We start from the raw sequence: 17,923 nt of genomic DNA on the forward strand, positions 1-17,923 counted from the left end.
AGACTGATTAGTCTATAATCAACTAGACCAAACAGTCTAAAAAGTTAACCCTATTATTGCAGAGTAACGATATCATGCAATTACTTAATGAACACTATCAGCTTCGTGTGGCAGAACCTTCAGATATTCCTGAAATTATTCAATTATTTACACAAGCATTTCGTTTTAAATTGAACGCATTTAATATTGATAGCACTAATCCTAACCAACGTCGGCAATTAGAGGCTATTTGGAATTCATTAGCATGTAAAAAAAATAGCCAACAATTTGTTGTCACTGATGATGGAAAGATAATTGCAACATTTTGCTTAGTGATAAAAGAAAACGACTTTATTTCAAATCCCTTTACTAAAACACCTTTCTTGGATTATTGGCGTTTTGGTATCGCTCATTATATTAAGCAAAAGATTTTCTTTTCTTTATTTGATTATATGCCAAATGAAAATGAGGCTTATTTGGCACATATTGCCGTTTTATCATCATATCAAGGACACGGTATTGCTTACGCTATACTTGATTGGATAACCCAATATAGTAAAGATATTCTGAGAAAAGCGTTTTTATCACTGTATGTCGATATTCATCATCAAGGTGCACTTTATTTGTATCAAAAGAATGGGTTTTATATTGAAAAAGAGGAATCATCACGCTTAACACAGTCTATTTTCCATATTCAACATTGGTACTATATGTTGAAAAAAACCGACTTAATGACCTATTAAATATCTCTATTATCATTAAAGAGTGGCTAAAAGCACTGAAATAAGGCATTTTTAATATAATTATAAACAGTGCTTTTCTTCCATGATGACCAATATTAACGTTTAAAATAAGTTCGCGTTGTTAATGCAGTTAATACGTGATCTCGCCACTCTTGATTAATTTGTAGATAGTTTTTGGCGTAGCCTTCCCGTTCAAAACCATGTTTAGCTAATAGGTTTCCACTGCGTAAATTATGAGGCATATAATTCGCCATAATACGATGCATCCCTTGCTGTCGTTGCATATAACGAAGTGTTTCCGTTAAGGCTTCCGACATATAGCCCTGACCTTGCCATTTTTCACCCACTGAATACCCCAGAAAACAGGCATTAAAAGCGCCGCGCATAACATTGCTGTAATTAGCAACACCAATAATTTCATCTTCATTTTGTGTTAATAACAGAAAATGAAAAGCACTTTCTTGTCGGTGCAGTTCGTTCATATATTGTAAGCGGTGTTCCCAACCAGCGGGTAGGTAATGTGTTTTATCTCTTACGGGTTCCCACGGAATTAAAAAGCGACGATTTAATGTATAATAATCGGCCAGTCTTTCAGCATCTCTCTCATATGCTAAACGAATTACCATTCTTTGTGTTTCAAAACGAATTTTAGGAATTCCGCCACGATAACCAAACATTACGATCTCATTATCCTTTGATATAAATAAGTCTAATTCTGAAGCAACTCTTCTTATTCTGCCACTAACCTTAATAAAAAAATATCATCTTTAATTTACTAGGAATTATGCACATTTAGAGACAGAATAGTCGAAGAAATAAATTATTTCATTCCCCCCTTATTTTATTTAAATTATTTGCTTATTGATGGTGAGTAATGGCGCTGGTAACACAAGCCCGTACTTTGGGTAAATACTTCCTCCTAATTGACAATATGTTAGTTGTCTTAGGTTTTTTCGTCGTTTTTCCGCTTATTTCTATTCGTTTCGTCGAACAATTAGGTTGGGCTGGTGTTATTGTCGGCTTTGCTTTAGGGCTTAGACAATTAGTACAACAAGGCCTTGGTATTTTTGGTGGTGCTATTGCAGACCGTTTTGGTGCAAAACCAATGATAATAACGGGTATGTTATTACGAGCTTCAGGTTTTGCTTTAATGGCAATGGCAGATCAACCTTGGATACTTTGGTTATCTTGCATTTTATCTGCATTAGGTGGGACTTTATTTGATCCACCTCGCACAGCGCTAGTTATCAAATTAACCCGTCCTTATGAACGCGGTCGTTTTTACTCTTTATTATTAATGCAAGATAGCGCCGGTGCCGTTATTGGTGCACTCATTGGTAGCTGGTTATTACAGTATGATTTTCATTTAGTCTGCTGGGTCGGTGCTGGTGTTTTTGTTATCGCCGCCTTATTTAATGCTTGGTTATTACCCGCTTACCGTATATCCACAACCCGAACACCAATTAAAGAAGGGTTAAAACGCGTATTTCTTGATAAACGCTTTGTCAGTTATGTCTTAACGTTGACGGGTTATTTTGTATTATCCGTTCAAGTCATGTTGATGTTTCCTATTATCGTCAATGATATTGCGGGTACGCCAACTGCCGTAAAATGGATGTATGCCATTGAAGCCCTGCTTTCTTTAACGTTGCTTTATCCTATTGCGCGATGGAGTGAGAAACGCTTTAAATTAGAACAACGTTTAATGGCGGGCTTATTTTTAATGAGCATCAGCATGTTCCCTGTTGGTATGATCCATTCATTACAAAGCATTTTCTTGATTATTGGACTGTTCTATCTTGGTACTATTACCGCAGAGCCTGCTCGCGAAACATTAAGTGCATCACTTGCAGATCCTCGCGCTCGTGGTAGTTATATGGGCTTTAGCCGATTAGGCTTAGCATTTGGTGGTGCAATTGGATATACCGGTGGTGGATGGATGTATGATTTAGGTAATCAATTTGATATGCCTGAATTGCCTTGGTTCTTACTAGGAACCGTAGGTTTAATAACACTTTATGCGTTACATCGCCAATTTAATCGTAAAAAAATAGAAACAGCCATGCTTACTCCCTAAAGATCGGGTAAACTCTTAGTTATCAATGATCAAGGAGTGTTTATGAAAGCAATTTTTCTAACAGCTATATTAGTATTAACAAGCTTAGTCACAGGGTGTGATCAGCTCAAGCAATTTGATGTAAGTGAAAATCTTATTAATGACTATATCAGCCAAAAAATAAATCTCCAGAAACATATTGGTGAAGATGAAGTTGTATCCGCTGATATTAAATTGAGCAATCTTTCCATTCAAATTGGTCGTACTGAGCCGGGTAAAATTAGTCTTTCTGGTACAACCGACCTAACAATTAATTCATTCTTTGGCAAGACAAACGCTAAAGTTGAGCTTACGTTATCAGGCCAACCTTCTTATCAAGCTGATAAAGGAGCGATATACATAAAATCAATGGCTATTGATAGTTACAAAGTCTCTCCAGAAAAAATGGATGCAGTGGTTGTAGCATTAAAACCTTATTTAGAGACAACCATCGCAACTTACTTTGATAATCAACCTGTTTATGTTCTTAATCCGGAAAAAAACAGTGCTGAAGCAGCCGCGTTTAAACTGGCTAAAGGAATTGAAGTTAAACCAGGTAAATTTGTGATCCAACTCTAATAGTTACGCGGGTTGATTAAAAATATTTATCGTCATTAATGAGAAAGGCAAACCTAATGGTTTGCCTTTTTTATGAATAATAAAATGCTTTTACAAAGAAATATTTATATTACTCTGCTTCTGCCTCATCGCTCTCTTCATTATCAGAGAGTTCTTCGCGTAACGCTGATAATGCACCACGCGCAACACCTGCTAGTGTACGATAAAAGCCACTGGTTGCATGAGCTTCAACCTTACCTAAAAATGTTCCAGCCCAAGGCAGCAGATATTCATCAAATAATTGTATTTGTGCTAATACTTCATCTTGCGCAGAATTATCTTCAAGCCATGAAGCAGCAAGTAATAAAGAACCAAAACTGTCTGTTGCATTGTCAGTAACAGGCATCCCTCTTGTGACTAGGAATTGACGAATATCGTCTTCTTTAATTTCTTCATAATCATGGGCATAAATAGATACCGCTGGCGCATCACCACCAAAAAGAGATTGATAATCAGCTTCAACAATAGCCAAATCTTTAACACTATTTTTTAAGGTGTTAAATAGCTCATCTTGCTCTAATGGCCATAACTGGCTCAGTTTCCCTTCGCCAATCATTTTTATAATTGGCGCTAAGATAGGATCATTGGGTTCACGTTGAAATAATGTGCCTAAAAGACGACAAACAATCGAAAATTCATTCATTCTATTTTTACCCCATAAAGTTTCGCGTTATTGTGCTTTTAATGGTAAGAAAATCAACTTTTTTCGTCATGTCTCTTTTATTGTTAATATTAATCTTACTATCTCTAATCACTTAAAACAGAAAAAGCGCGCTCTTATTATTAAGTCTTTTACTTAATATAAGAAACGCGCCTAATCCCATGCTATTTTTCAACAGCAATTATTTTGCCAATTAATTAGCTGGCGATATCTAAAAAGTTGTCTCGCACACCGTTTACTCTAAACCAACCAGCAATACTGACTCTCTCTTTATTAGTAGGAAGGACTTCATGAGGAAATTGCTCCGAAAGAAAAACAACCAAACGCCCACCCTTTGGTGCCACAGTCGCCAGTTCTTTATCTTCAAGATCGTAAATCACTAATTCACCACTATCTTCTTTTGTCCAAGCTTCATTAAGATACAACACTGTAGTTAAACGGCGAGTGACATTTTCTTTAAATGCATCAAGATGTTTTTTATAAAATGCACCTTTCTCATAACAGGCAAAATGTGCTTCGTATTCAAAAAGACCTAAATAGAATTCTCGATTAACGGCACGCTGAATAGACTCCATTTGCATTAAGTAATGCTGAACGGGTGTTCCCATTTCAGGTTCTAGCCAACGTATTTTATCACTTCGAATTGTTGTTTCTGCAAGTCGATTCTCATGACGACCAATACGCGCTTGTTGTGCATTACCATCAAAACAAGCGCGCAATTGTTGAACAGCCTCTGGTGTGAGGAAATCATCCCATACACACCATCCTTTCTCTGCTATTTGCTCAAGAAGTTCTGCTATATTCATTAAGTATATTGTCTGATAAACATGGGAAACTACTTTATATCACCAAGTTAAGTAAAATTACAATTTAATAAACTTATCTTTTCGATAACATCAATTAATTAGAGATAAATCTTATAAAAATCAAAAATAAAAGATCAAACAAGATTTAACACTACTGATGCTTTTAAAAGCCTCATTTTTACAAGGGTCATTTTATAAGTTGCATCACATTAACAATAAGCAAAATGAATGATTTGTTTAGTAATAATAATTTGTCGATATTTTATCCACACTCCCTTCACCTTCATTATAAATATAATTAATATTCCCTTTAACTTGAGTATGTATAATCGCTTTTTTATTTCCTAATCGCACAAATCCTGTCGGTAATGTCTTCTTTTTGTACGAAAGTTCACTAACAGACATAAGATCTGTAGAAGCAATTTGATATTCAACATGGGCAAACTGCTGTTTATATTTAGTATATAAATCATCCAGCTTTTCTTTGAGCTTATTTAAATCAATCTGTTCAGAATTTTTACTCTCTTCAACAAATTTATTTATTTCATTTTGTAAATCAGAACGCAGTGAGCGCCCCTGTCTATTTAGCTGATAATTTGCTGTAAAATAAGGCTTAAATTTTTCATTCATATTATCTTTTGTTTGAGAAGACAATGTCTCTTTTCTTTCCTTTAATGAGGATAAAAAACGATCAATGTTATATTGTCTATTTTCTTTTGTTATTTTCTCCTGAAAAATATCTTCTTTGCTTTGAAATGGAGTAGTCATTAAATTTTTATTAATACTATTTTTTAATTTATTTATTGCCTTTTTATCTGATGATAAATTTAAATAGATGCTATCTAATTTAGATATACTATTAGAAAGATGATATTTCTCTGGATATTTTTCTAATAATCTATTTATTTTTAATACTCTTTTATAAATGCCTTTTATATCTTTTTTATCTTGATCCAATTTTTCTGCGCTTATTAATTTCTCACTTTTAAAAAGTGTAAAACTTAATAAGCTATTTATTCTTTTTTTCACCATTAATTCGAAATCTTTTACAGACGTTAATGGATACCACTGAATAACATTATCAGAATTGCTCGTAGAAGGCATAAATTTCAAATCACGATAAATATCAACACCAAGTTCTAATAAATTGAGATCAAGCCTTTTTGTTTTTTTTGTCACATCTGTTTTACCATAGTCGATAAATTTATTAATATTTAAATTTAATTTTAATAAATTTAAAATAAAGTTTATACCAATAGCATTTCTGGGTACGGTGAGTTCCATATTGGGATTAATCATTACATCGACATCAAAACTGGCTTCACTTCTTACCTCAGTTCCTAACGAAAGACTTATATTGTGATCAATTTCAAGGGTAGAATTATTGATTAATTCATTTTCATTTTGATTTAATCCTTGATTAATAAAATTTGGGATATCATTAATATCAAGGCTAAATGAGAAATTAGATTTTTTAGCATAAGTGGCACCTAATAAAGCACTTGCCATGACAGGAGTAACAAAACCATAGTCAACATTTCCTAAATCCCATCTTTTTTCATATCCACCAATCCCCGCTGATAAACCCGCAACCAAAAGATTCTTATTATTATTAATAAAAGAGAAAGTAATCTTATTATCTTCACTTTTTGATAATGTGATAGAGTGCGATTTTACATAAGAAGCTAATAAAAAGGCGTTAACCCCTATATTATTTGGTAGTTGAAAAGCATTAATACCGAAGAAGGCTCGAATATCATTATGGTGATTAATGGTAATATTTTCTTTATCTTTTAGCGAATTAACCAACGAATAAATCACCTCACCTTGTGTTGTACTATTTTTTATACCTTTAACAGCACGATTTAACACATCATAGCTTTTCCCTATATTTTCTTTAATACCATATAATGCCATCGGCTTGCTGTTATATACAGAAGTCGAAGAGTTAATAAGTTGCTTTATATTACAAAATAATCCTCTAAATCCAGGATCAACAGCTTTTGCAATATTTTTCACCATTGCCTTATATTCTTTTAATGCATATTGCTCTTTAGCTTTATTAATATTTAATCGAGCATTATCAATAAAAGAAGAGAAAAAAGGGATATTTCTACTACTAAAATTGCCAACTGTTTGAGTAGAGAATGGTTGTCCTGAATGATAATTTTTATAATTATTTTCACCTATCACTGAGTAAAAAGATAAAGGAGGTTCTTGCTTTAAACGAGTAACTTCATATTGATAATCTTTAATAGCAAAAATATTCAAAGGATCAAGGTAATATATTTTTATTTTATTTCCTTTATCTACAACGAGTTGTACTTGATTTAATATTGGTTTGATTGCTAATATTTTATCTGTATTTTTTAATGGAATTTTTATTTTATACTCTTCCATTTCTATGGAAGCACCATCAACTCCATCAACTTGATCTCCAGAAGAAATTTTATTAGGTAGTCCTTGAGCATAAAGCGCATTATCTTTAAGCTTAATGGTTAAATCTAATCCTTCACGATTAATTTTAATTATATTATTTTCTTTTAATTCCACAACATTATTAATGTTTGATAAATCTTGATTTAGATTATCATCAACTATATATTTTTCATATTCAACAGAAAAGTTACTACTAATAGCATTTGATGAGGTATTATTTAAACTATATTCTTCTTCTACTTTGTTAAATTTAATTTTATAGAGATCACTACTATTATCTATATTGTTACATTTATTTCCAATCAAAAAACCATTATGATCAACATAAAGTTCTTTAAACTTCATATTGTCACCATCTTGGGACTCTATATTAAAAAGATTATATTTAAATCCTCCTTTAAAGTGTTTTTGATATATCCCCGTAAATAAGTCATGTGTTTTACCTTTAATTAAGGTCAAGGAGCCATCATCTGAAAGTGTGATCCCCATATTATTAAGTGAAGGTGTATTTGTTGATCCTAAGTATACATAGTTATTCGCATTATTTAGGCTAAATTTTTTTTCTTCTTTCTGTTTATCATTGTTTTTATGATAAATGTTATTACTATTAGCCAGCCCTTCTACTGGATATTTTTCTTTTTTTCCATCAAAAACACCTATATGTGTTAGTTTACTAGGAATCATCCCTACTTTATTAGTCATGTATGCCTCATTGTTTTCAAATCATGAAGCAATAATCAATAAGATAATCTGCAAACGATATCTTTTTACAACCAGATTTTTATGACAATATATAAAAATTAAAAAAAGTACCTTTTTTGAAAACTCAGGCAAAAAAATAGGCAGCAAACTAAAGTTTGCCGCCTATTATCTAAAATTAAAATATAAATAAAATAGACTTAGTAACCACTCTTCATATCAACCACGCCCAAAGGTGCTTCTCCTTTTTCAATTCGTTGGATATTTTCAACAATCGTATCCATGGCAATATTCGGAATGGTAAAAGCAGCAATATGTGGCGTAATAGAAACACGAGGGTGCGTCCAAAATGGGTGCATTCCCGCTAAAGGCTCTTGCGCAAAAACATCAAGTGTTGCATCAGCAATATAGCCTTGATCTATAGCTTCCAATAAATCTTGATCGACTAAATGCGCACCTCGCGCCAAATTTATTAAATAAGAAGAAGGTTTAAGTTGCTCAAAGAGTGAAAAATTCAAGATGCCATGCGTTTCTGGTGTATAAGGCAATAAGTTAATCAGTAAATTACACTCGCTTAGAAAATCACTGAGTTGCTCTTTACCATAAAAACTTTCAACATTTTTAATTTGTTTTTTACTGCGACTCCAGCAACGAACGTTAAAGCCAAGTTCGGCAAGTTTACTTGCGACACTTCCACCTAAAGCGCCAGCCCCTAAAACACCAATCACAAAATTATCATAAGAGTGTGCAGGAAGCTGTTTCCATAAACGTTGTGATTGTTGACGTTTATAATCATCCATACGGCGAAAGTAATACATCACTTTAGCAATGGCATATTCTTGCATTTGAAGCCCCATACCCGTGTCTTCTAAACGCATAACAGGAACACCTGTTGGCAATGTGCCGGGCTTTTGCTGTTCTTGTTTTAAAATAGCATCGACACCTGCTCCTAACGCAAAAATACCTTTAAGGTGATTACGACTTGCAAGCATTTCATAAGGAGGAAGCCAAACCATGGCGTAATCAGCAGGTTGATTATCGCTAGGTTCCCAAATGCGTATATTGGCATCAGGCAAACGCGCCTTCATACCGTTGATCCATGTTTCTGCGTCAAAAAAAGGATGATAATAAATAATATTCATTTTGCCTTCCTCCAGCATTTTTATCATAGGGTGCGAGGGTTACGTTCTGATTTCAAGTCTCTTTGAATAAGTTGTTAATAAAAATGTTGAGAATGTTAACCAGTTAACGAAAATCTACATTCTTTTTTCAATACGCCAATCTATACGCGTATTGGTTTACTGCATAATTTGTCTAGCATTTGTGCATATTGTTTTTTATTTGACTGCTTGATACAAAAGTTAAAGGAAAAATGCATTTAGCTGTTGACGCTTATGCTCCTTTTCCCTATAGTAGCGCCCCGTTGAGAGATGTTAAGTACATATCCAACAAACAATACGGTGAGATGTCCGAGAGGCTGAAGGAGCACGCCTGGAAAGTGTGTATACGGCAACGTATCGAGGGTTCGAATCCCTCTCTCACCGCCATATTCTAAGATAGAGCCTAGTTTTTTAGCTAGGCTCTATTTTTTTGTTCAAGAAATATACATTTCTAGTCTCGTTTTTCTTCACTGAGTTATTTATATCCATCACTCTTCTTTTTTTGATTAGATTATTGTTAGTATACAAGCATTTTTTATTTTGCTTTTTTGCTTAATCGTTTTATTTAATAATTTCTTATCACTTAACAATCTCTGATAATTAATTTTAATGAAACAAAACAACTTATCTAGTTGTTATTTATGTCTATCCGATTTTTATGACATAAAAAGGTTTTTATTATCCCATCTATAAACGACATTTATTCTAAAATAAAACGCTTTTTATAATTTTAAAATAAATTTAAACTTTATTTTCAAGCAAGCAACAGAATAAATACAATAAGATACATTGCATTATCTATTTAGGTTAACTTATTAGTTTAATTGATTTTATTTCTACTAAGCTTTAAGATATGCATTAATAATTTGATGTATCACATTATTATCAGCGAATAAAAGCGATATCCTCTCTTTTCCTTATCGCCGTTATTCGGCATCTGACTTCTTATTTTGGTTTGATCCTAAATGAAAACTCATAAAGTTAACCGGGTTCGTCCCTTTAGTGCATTTATTGATGCATGTGTAAAAGAGCCTTACTCTTTTGCACGTTTATTAAAAGATATTATTGCAGGGATCACCGTCGGGATTATCGCGATACCTTTAGCCATGGCATTGGCAATTGGTAGCGGTGTTCCCCCGCAATACGGTCTTTATACCGCAGCGATTGCCGGTATAGTTATTGCTGTTTCTGGTGGCTCTCGATACAGCGTTTCAGGGCCTACTGCCGCATTTGTTGTGATCTTGTATCCTGTATCGCAACAATTTGGTTTGAGTGGCTTATTAATTGCTACGCTTATGTCTGGCGTGATCTTAGTGGTTATGGGATTAGCTCGCTTCGGTAAGCTTATTGAGTATATTCCTGTTTCTGTAACACTTGGATTTACCTCAGGGATTGCTATTACAATTGCCACGATGCAAGTAAAAGACTTTTTTGGTCTTGAATTAGCACATGTGCCAGAAACCTATATCGATAAAGTTATTGCTTTAGGCTCTGCATTACCGACTATTCATATTGGTGATACGCTTATTGGTCTGACAACTCTGTTTGTTTTAATTTATTGGCCTAAGCTGAATTTACGTTTACCTGGGCACCTACCTGCTTTAATCGCAGGTACTGCGGTAATGGGTATTGTGAATATGTTCGGTCATGACGTTGCAACAATTGGCTCGCAATTTAGCTATATGCTGCCTAATGGTACAACAGGACAAGGTATTCCACCTATTTTGCCCCAATTTGTTTTACCTTGGAATTTACCAAGCTCCGGTACATCACTTGAGTTAAATTGGAGCACTGTCTCTGCTTTATTACCCGCCGCCTTTTCAATGGCAATGTTAGGTGCAATTGAATCGTTATTATGTGCGGTTGTACTTGATGGCATGACAGGCAAAAAACATCACTCTAATGGTGAATTAGTGGGACAAGGGATTGGTAATATTGTCGCACCTTTCTTTGGTGGTATTACAGCGACTGCCGCTATTGCACGTTCAGCAGCTAACGTGCGTGCGGGCGCAACATCACCCGTTTCTGCTATTGTTCACTCATTGTTGGTGTTGCTAACTTTACTTGTATTAGCGCCTTTTCTTTCTTATTTACCTTTAGCCGCAATGTCAGCATTGCTGTTAATTGTTGCATGGAATATGAGTGAAGCACGTAAAGTAATTGATCTGATCCGACATGCCCCTAAAGACGATATTATTGTCTTAGTATTATGCTTATCTCTCACCGTTCTCTTTGATATGGTAATTGCAATTACTATCGGTATTGTGTTGGCGTCACTGTTATTTATGCGTCGTATTGCCAATATGACCAAAATAACAGAATCTCCTTATACTGATGATGATAAACAGTTATTAGTTGTGCGTGTTAATGGTCCATTATTCTTTGCCGCTGCTGAACGTATCTTTAATGAGTTACGTGAACGTAGTAAAGGTTATAAAACCGTTATTATGCAATGGGATGCTGTTCCTGTATTAGATGCGGGGGGATTACATGCGTTCCAGCATTTCGTTACGGATGTAAAACATGATACCCATGTGATTGTGTGTGATATACCTTTCCAGCCATTAAAGACTCTGGCTAGAGCAAGAGTCATACCAATTGAAGATACACTGAGTTTCTACCCTTCATTACAAAAAGCACTAGATGATTTGGAATTAATTCAGTAGTTTTTTAGTTAAAAAAATAACGCCTTTAATTAATATTAAATAAAGATTAAAGGCGTTTTTAGTTATAGTTAAGAATAAAGGTTTAACTTGAGATATTATTAATATTAACGTTACTCTTAATACAAAAATTCACTTAGTAAGATATAAATGCTTTACCTATTCCACTTCCTTGCACACCCTTTTTTAATAAATCTTGATAAAGTGCATTCATACCCAGCCAATGATTTTCACACCATTCTGGGGCTAATAAAGTGGGTTTTCTGGCACTGGCACATACGCGGTGATAAATAATGTCAGGAGGAGTATGGCGGATCATCTCACCCGCGGTATAGACATATTGTTCTTGTGTTAATGCGTTTATTCGCCCCGCTTTCCACGCTTTAGCTATCGTACTTCCCTCAACAATATGCAATGGATGTAATTTAAGCCCATCAGTGCCTGTCTCAACCACACGCTCTAATGTTTGCATATTAAGCAGATGATCTTCTCGTGGCAGTCCAACAATAAGATGTGTGCATACTTTTAAACCACGACGGCGAGCTTCGCGAGTCGTCGCTTGATAACATTGAAAATCATGCCCACGATTAATATGCTTTAATGTTTTATCATGAGCCGTTTGTAAGCCGAGTTCTAACCATACTTCATAGCCTTTATCGCGATAACTCTGCAATAAATCTAATACGCTAACGGGGACACAATCTGGTCGAGTTCCCACACATAACCCCACCATATCCGCTTGTAATAATGCGGTTTCATATAAGGTACGTAAGTATTCTACTTCAGCATAAGTACTGGTATAGGCTTGAAAATAAGCAAGATAACGGTGTGCACGGTTGATATTTTTAGCTTGTAATGCAATTTGTTCTTCAATGGAGTGATATTGTGTTTGCTCATCAGCAAAAGAAGAGACATTACAAAAAGTACAGCCACCCCGCCCCAATGTGCCATCTCGATTAGGACAGTTGAAACCGCCATGAAGGGTAATTTTATGAATTTTTTCGTGATAACGGCGCTGAAGATCAGCGCCGAACATATTAACAACCGTATGAAGTTGCATAATGCATTTTATTTGCTGGTATCTAGCTCTGGGAAACTTTTTACCACTTCATCAATCGCTTTAATTTGCGCTAGGAAAGGCTCTAATTTCGCCAGTGGTAACGCTGATGGGCCATCACAACGAGCATTATCTGGATCTGGATGAGCTTCAAGGAATAGACCTGCAAGACCAACCGCCATACCTGCACGAGCTAATTCTGCAACTTGTGCACGGCGTCCACCTGATGCTGCGCCAAATGGGTCACGGCATTGCAGTGAATGTGTTACGTCAAAAATAACGGGTGCGCCTTGAGAAGCCTGCATCATAACGTGGAAACCTAACATATCAACCACTAAGTTATCGTAGCCAAAGTTACTGCCGCGATCACATAGAATAACTTGGTCGTTGCCGCCTTCTTTAAATTTATCGACGATATTCCCCATTTGACCAGGGCTTACAAACTGAGGTTTTTTCACGTTGATCACAGCACCCGTTTTTGCCATCGCTTCAACAAGATCAGTTTGACGAGCTAAAAATGCAGGTAATTGAATAACATCGACAACTTCTGATACAGGCTGAGCTTGCGCCGCTTCATGAACGTCAGTAATAATTTTAACGCCAAAAGTTTCTTTTAACTCTTGGAAAATTTTCATCCCTTCTTCTAAGCCCGGACCACGGTAAGAGTGGATTGAAGAACGGTTTGCTTTATCAAAAGAGGCTTTGAATACATAAGGAATATTCAGTTTTTGAGTGACAGTGACGTAATGCTCACAAATGCGCATGGCTAAATCGCGCGATTCTAATACATTCATGCCACCAAAAAGCACAAATGGCAGGTCGTTTGCTACCTTGATATCACCAATATTCACCACTTTATGTTGCATATTTATCCCTATACTGTTTGTAATGTACTGTGTTAATTAAGTACGCTTCTTAAATTTTTAATGGAGAACAATAGGATTTTGTTCTATCGAATGAATTTGGATTTTGATCATCTCTGAAATAGGATCTTCAGGGCATTGCTCAACAAAATAGTTTAGGTCAGATATTGCCACATGGTTGCACTCTAACTGAGCAAAAATAAGTCCGCGATCACGTATTTCGTAAGGATCTTCAGGATCAAACATTAATACCGTTTCACTGGCTTTTAATGCTTGCTCCATATTCTTTTCTTCCATTAAAGAAACTTTCAATGTATCCAAAAGTTTACGAATAATAGAACTATATTCTGATTCTTCTAAATCTGCCTCTAATAATACAGAAGAGCCACCTACATTCCCTTTTAACCAAACTTCTAAGGTATGTTGCGATAGATATTCACCATTTATTGGATTTAAAAATAGCGGTTGTTCATTAGGAATATCTATTCTGATAATAAGTTGTGTAGGAAAGATAACCGGCACTAACGGTAAATTTAACGCTTGTGCGATATAAATAAGAATCGAACCCAGTGAAACAGGAGAGCCAACATGAGTTGCTAATACTTTATCTAACCATAAAGTATCAGAAAGGCAATATTTGCCACTTGCACCACTAAAATGCCACTGCTTATAAAACAGTTTTAGCAGTGCTTCTATCTGCTCTTTAGTATTTCCTTGTTGAGGAATTTCAGCTTCTGCTTGTTCAACTAACTGCGCCAGTTGATAACCAACAGAAGTGGTTGGAAAATCAGGTCGAATAGCCTGAGAGATAAGGATCATGCCCTTAACTAAAGGGGCTTTATTAAATTCGTAATCAGCTATGGTTTCTATCATAATTCCAACGACCTACTGTCACTCGCTCATTACCGCCATAATCACGGAAAGTTTCCACACAGCAGTAACCCTTATCAATAAAAATATTGCGTACACCTTCGCCTTGTTGCCAGCCGTGTTCCAGTAATACCCATCCATTATCAGTTAAAAACTGTCTAGCAGTTTCAATGATAATTTCGATATCAGCAAACCCATTTTTGCCAGCAACTAATGCAGTTAAAGGTTCAAAACGAACATCCCCCTGATGAATATGCTCATCATTTTCATCTATGTAAGGAGGATTACTGATTATCATACCAAATTGATACCCAGAGAGTGAACTAAACCAACAACTTTCCATAAATTCTGTGTTGGTTAATGCTAAGTTGGTCGCATTCTCTTGCGCTAATGCCACGGCTTCAGCTTGAAAATCCACACCAATAATATGACAATCTGGGCGCTCAGATGCCATTGCGAGCGCAATAGCACCTGTTCCTGTTCCTAAATCAAGAATTTTTGTTGGTTCCAATGGGAGTTTTTCTAACGCTTTTTCAACAAGACATTCGGTATCAGGACGGGGGATTAATGTTGCGGGTGACACTTTTAACGGCAATGACCAAAACTCTCTTTCACCCACTAAATACGCGATGGGCTCACCTTTAATGCGTCGAGTAAGTAATTGTGACAATTGTGCTAACTCGTCTGACGAAAGTACTGTTTCATTAAAGGCAATTAAATAAGTACGGGTACGTTGTGTTACGTACCCAAGTAAAATCTCAGCATCGCGTTTAGGGCTGTCACTTTCAATTAATTGCAAGGCTGCTTCACGCAGCCATTGTTCATAATTCATTAATTCAACTCAGAAAGTGCAGAAAGCTGATCCGCTTGATATTCGGTCACGATAGGCTGAATTAATGGATCTAATTTTCCTTCCATCACTTCATCTAAGCGATAAAATGTGAGGTTGATACGGTGATCAGTTACACGACCTTGCGGGAAGTTGTACGTTCTGATTCTGTCAGAACGGTCACCAGAACCCAATAAGTTACGACGTTCAGAAGCTTCTGCTTCTTGGCGTTTTTGCATTTCAGCCGCACGAATACGTGCACCTAATACAGACATCGCTTTAGCTTTATTTTTGTGCTGTGAACGTTCATCCTGACATTCCACCACAATTCCTGTTGGAATATGCGTAATACGGATAGCAGAATCAGTGGTGTTAACGTGCTGACCACCCGCTCCTGAAGAACGGAATGTATCTATACGTAAGTCACTTGGGCTGATTTCAGGTAATTCAGCTTCTGGCACTTCAGCTAATACGGCAACCGTACAAGCAGAAGTATGAATTCGACCTTGAGATTCCGTTTCAGGAACACGTTGAACGCGGTGACCGCCTGATTCAAATTTCAATACACCATAAGCGCCATCACCCACGACTTTTGCAATGACTTCTTTATAGCCACCATGCTCACCTTCGTTAGCATTCATGACTTCAATACGCCAGCGACGTGATTCTGCATAACGGCTATACATACGGAATAAATCACCCGCAAATAATGCTGCTTCATCGCCGCCTGTTCCTGCACGAATTTCAAGGAAACAGTTAAATTCATCATCAGGATCTTTAGGTAACAACAGTACTTGTAACTGTTGTTCTAAATCATCATTTAATGCTCGCGCTTCTTTCAGCTCTTCTTGTGCCATCTCTTTCATTTCAGGATCATCAAGCATCATTTCTGCTGCTTCGATGTCGTCTTGCACTTGTCGCCATTGGCTAAAACAAGCCGTGACGTCAGTTAATTGAGAGTATTCTTTTGAAAGCGCACGAAAACGCTCCTGAGAGGCAATAACATCAGCTTCTGACAGAAGTGCCTGAATTTCTTCATAACGCTCTTGCAGAGCTTCCAACTTAGCGACAATAGAAGGCTTCATTCGTAGATTAAGATCCTGTTAGACAAAGTTAATTATGGGTAATACCCAAACTTTCACGTAATAGATTCAGGCGTTCAATATCACCATCACTGGCAGCCTGTTGAAGAGATTTTGTTGGTGTGTGAATAAGGCGATTCATCAATTGATGAGAGAGCTGTTGGATAACTTTTTCTGCATCCGCTCCGTTTTGTATCAATGTGATAGCTTTTTCTGTCATTTCTGCACGTAACATTTCAGCGCTGTCTCGATATTCTCGAATCGCACCCACAGCACCTTGTGCCCGTAGCCAATCCATAAATTGCCCACTTTCTTGCTGGACAATATGTTCTGCTTGAATTGCAGCTGCTTGGCGTTGTTCTCGGTTATGTTGAATAATCGCTTCTAAATCATCAACGCTATAAAGATAAACGTTATTTAGCTTTTCAACATCTTGTTCAATATCACGAGGAACTGCAATATCCACCAGCAACATTGGCTGATTACGACGTTTTTTAAGCGCCCTTTCAACCATTCCTTTACCAATAATGGGTAATGGGCTTGCCGTAGAACTAATGACAATATCAGCTTGTGAAAGACATTCATCAATCTCTGATAATGTAATCACTTCGGCATCAACTTCATTCGCTAAACGTTGAGCGCGCTCTTTTGTTCGATTAGCAATAATGATTTTTTTGACTTGATGTTCACGCAGATGACGAGCGACTAGCTCTATTGTCTCGCCTGCGCCCACTAATAAGATCGTCAAAGAAGATAACGACTCAAAGATTTGACGCGCGAGCGTACAAGCTGCAAAAGCGACAGAAACCGCATTGGCACCAATTTGTGTCTCTGTTCTCACTCTTTTCGCAACTGAAAAAGATTTCTGAAACAAACGTTCCAGCTCTGAAGAGAGTGAGTGATAGCTTTGAGAATCGGCAAAGGCTTTTTTAACTTGCCCTAATATTTGAGGTTCACCTAATACTAGAGAATCTAAGCCACTTGCCACTCGCATTAAATGGCTGACAGCTTGATTATCTTGATGCCAATAAACACTGCTTTTCAGTTCATTTGGCTCTATTTGGTGATATTGACATAACCAGCGAATAAGCTGTTCATGGCTATTTTCTTTGTCTTCCATACTCAGATAAAGCTCAGTACGGTTACAAGTAGACAGCACAACACCGCCTCTGACAGCGGGTTGCTGTAAGAGGTTATTTAAGGCATCACCCATGGTATCGGGAGAAAAAGAAACTTTCTCGCGTAAAGCAACGGGGGCTGTTTTATGATTAATACCTAATGCTAATAACGTCATATCAACTATATCGAGTTATGAATAAATACCGCCTCGCGACTTGACTTAGTATAAACCTAAAACAG

15 protein-coding genes and 1 tRNA gene are annotated in these 17,923 nt (G+C 36.2%); 5 read left to right on the top strand and 11 right to left on the bottom strand.

The annotated features are described in order from the left end of the window. Positions 1-74 precede the first annotated feature (74 nt). Complete coding sequence (locus F1325_RS10120; RefSeq protein WP_109372223.1) at positions 75-722, top strand: GNAT family N-acetyltransferase; 648 nt, start codon at positions 75-77, stop codon at positions 720-722. Between the two features lie 95 nt (positions 723-817). On the opposite strand, the gene rimJ is transcribed toward F1325_RS10120, so the two are convergent. Further along, complete coding sequence (rimJ, locus tag F1325_RS10125; protein ID WP_160230398.1) at positions 818-1,399, bottom strand: ribosomal protein S5-alanine N-acetyltransferase; 582 nt, start codon at positions 1,397-1,399, stop codon at positions 818-820. Positions 1,400-1,596: 197 nt separating this feature from the next. Here rimJ and mdtH point away from each other — a divergent pair, with 197 nt between their 5' ends. Both mdtH and F1325_RS10135 read left to right on the top strand, forming a co-directional pair. Continuing rightward, a complete protein-coding gene (gene mdtH, locus F1325_RS10130; protein ID WP_109372221.1) occupies positions 1,597-2,799 on the top strand; it encodes a multidrug efflux MFS transporter MdtH in 1,203 nt (400 codons plus the stop codon). Between the two features lie 42 nt (positions 2,800-2,841). Next, positions 2,842-3,396, top strand: coding sequence for a lipoprotein (locus F1325_RS10135; RefSeq protein ID WP_100160210.1), 555 nt, complete (start codon positions 2,842-2,844; stop codon positions 3,394-3,396). 109 nt (positions 3,397-3,505) lie between these two features. Here F1325_RS10135 and F1325_RS10140 read toward each other — a convergent pair whose 3' ends face one another. The 4 genes from F1325_RS10140 to ghrA form a co-directional block, all read right to left on the bottom strand. Beyond that, a complete protein-coding gene (locus F1325_RS10140) occupies positions 3,506-4,078 on the bottom strand; it encodes a TorD/DmsD family molecular chaperone (protein WP_109372220.1) in 573 nt (190 codons plus the stop codon). A 215-nt stretch (positions 4,079-4,293) separates the two neighbouring features. Beyond that, positions 4,294-4,902: a 2OG-Fe(II) oxygenase gene (locus tag F1325_RS10145; RefSeq protein WP_109372219.1), complete on the bottom strand. Its 609-nt coding sequence runs from the start codon at positions 4,900-4,902 to the stop codon at positions 4,294-4,296. 237 nt (positions 4,903-5,139) lie between these two features. Continuing rightward, positions 5,140-8,043 carry a hypothetical protein gene (locus F1325_RS10150; RefSeq protein WP_160230399.1) on the bottom strand — a complete coding sequence of 968 codons (2,904 nt, stop codon included), beginning with the start codon at positions 8,041-8,043 and terminating at the stop codon, positions 5,140-5,142. Between the two features lie 197 nt (positions 8,044-8,240). Continuing rightward, positions 8,241-9,182 carry a glyoxylate/hydroxypyruvate reductase GhrA gene (gene ghrA, locus F1325_RS10155; RefSeq protein ID WP_109372217.1) on the bottom strand — a complete coding sequence of 314 codons (942 nt, stop codon included), beginning with the start codon at positions 9,180-9,182 and terminating at the stop codon, positions 8,241-8,243. A 317-nt stretch (positions 9,183-9,499) separates the two neighbouring features. On the opposite strand from ghrA, the gene F1325_RS10160 reads away from it, so the two are divergent. Beyond that, a tRNA-Ser gene (locus F1325_RS10160) sits at positions 9,500-9,587 on the top strand. Positions 9,588-10,165: 578 nt separating this feature from the next. Continuing rightward, positions 10,166-11,866 carry a C4-dicarboxylic acid transporter DauA gene (gene dauA / locus F1325_RS10165; protein WP_109372216.1) on the top strand — a complete coding sequence of 567 codons (1,701 nt, stop codon included), beginning with the start codon at positions 10,166-10,168 and terminating at the stop codon, positions 11,864-11,866. Between the two features lie 133 nt (positions 11,867-11,999). On the opposite strand, the gene F1325_RS10170 is transcribed toward dauA, so the two are convergent. The 6 genes from F1325_RS10170 to hemA are packed head-to-tail and all read right to left on the bottom strand — an operon-like array spanning position 12,000 to position 17,858. Beyond that, positions 12,000-12,923, bottom strand: a complete 924-nt coding sequence (locus tag F1325_RS10170) for a TIGR01212 family radical SAM protein (RefSeq protein ID WP_109372215.1) — start codon at positions 12,921-12,923, stop codon at positions 12,000-12,002. A gap of 8 nt (positions 12,924-12,931) precedes the next feature. Next, positions 12,932-13,786, bottom strand: coding sequence for a 3-deoxy-8-phosphooctulonate synthase (gene kdsA, locus F1325_RS10175; protein WP_109372214.1), 855 nt, complete (start codon positions 13,784-13,786; stop codon positions 12,932-12,934). Between the two features lie 57 nt (positions 13,787-13,843). Further along, positions 13,844-14,653: an invasion regulator SirB1 gene (sirB1, locus tag F1325_RS10180; RefSeq protein ID WP_167392472.1), complete on the bottom strand. Its 810-nt coding sequence runs from the start codon at positions 14,651-14,653 to the stop codon at positions 13,844-13,846. After that, complete coding sequence (gene prmC, locus F1325_RS10185; RefSeq protein WP_109372212.1) at positions 14,637-15,485, bottom strand: peptide chain release factor N(5)-glutamine methyltransferase; 849 nt, start codon at positions 15,483-15,485, stop codon at positions 14,637-14,639. The genes sirB1 and prmC overlap by 17 nt, the downstream gene beginning before the upstream one ends. Next, positions 15,485-16,567, bottom strand: a complete 1,083-nt coding sequence (prfA, locus tag F1325_RS10190) for a peptide chain release factor 1 (RefSeq protein ID WP_109372211.1) — start codon at positions 16,565-16,567, stop codon at positions 15,485-15,487. The genes prmC and prfA overlap by 1 nt, the downstream gene beginning before the upstream one ends. A gap of 28 nt (positions 16,568-16,595) precedes the next feature. Continuing rightward, positions 16,596-17,858, bottom strand: a complete 1,263-nt coding sequence (gene hemA / locus F1325_RS10195; protein ID WP_109372210.1) for a glutamyl-tRNA reductase — start codon at positions 17,856-17,858, stop codon at positions 16,596-16,598. Between the last annotated feature and the right edge of the window lie 65 nt (positions 17,859-17,923).

Source organism: Proteus columbae, assembly GCF_009914335.1.
Classification (GTDB): Bacteria; Pseudomonadota; Gammaproteobacteria; order Enterobacterales; family Enterobacteriaceae; genus Proteus.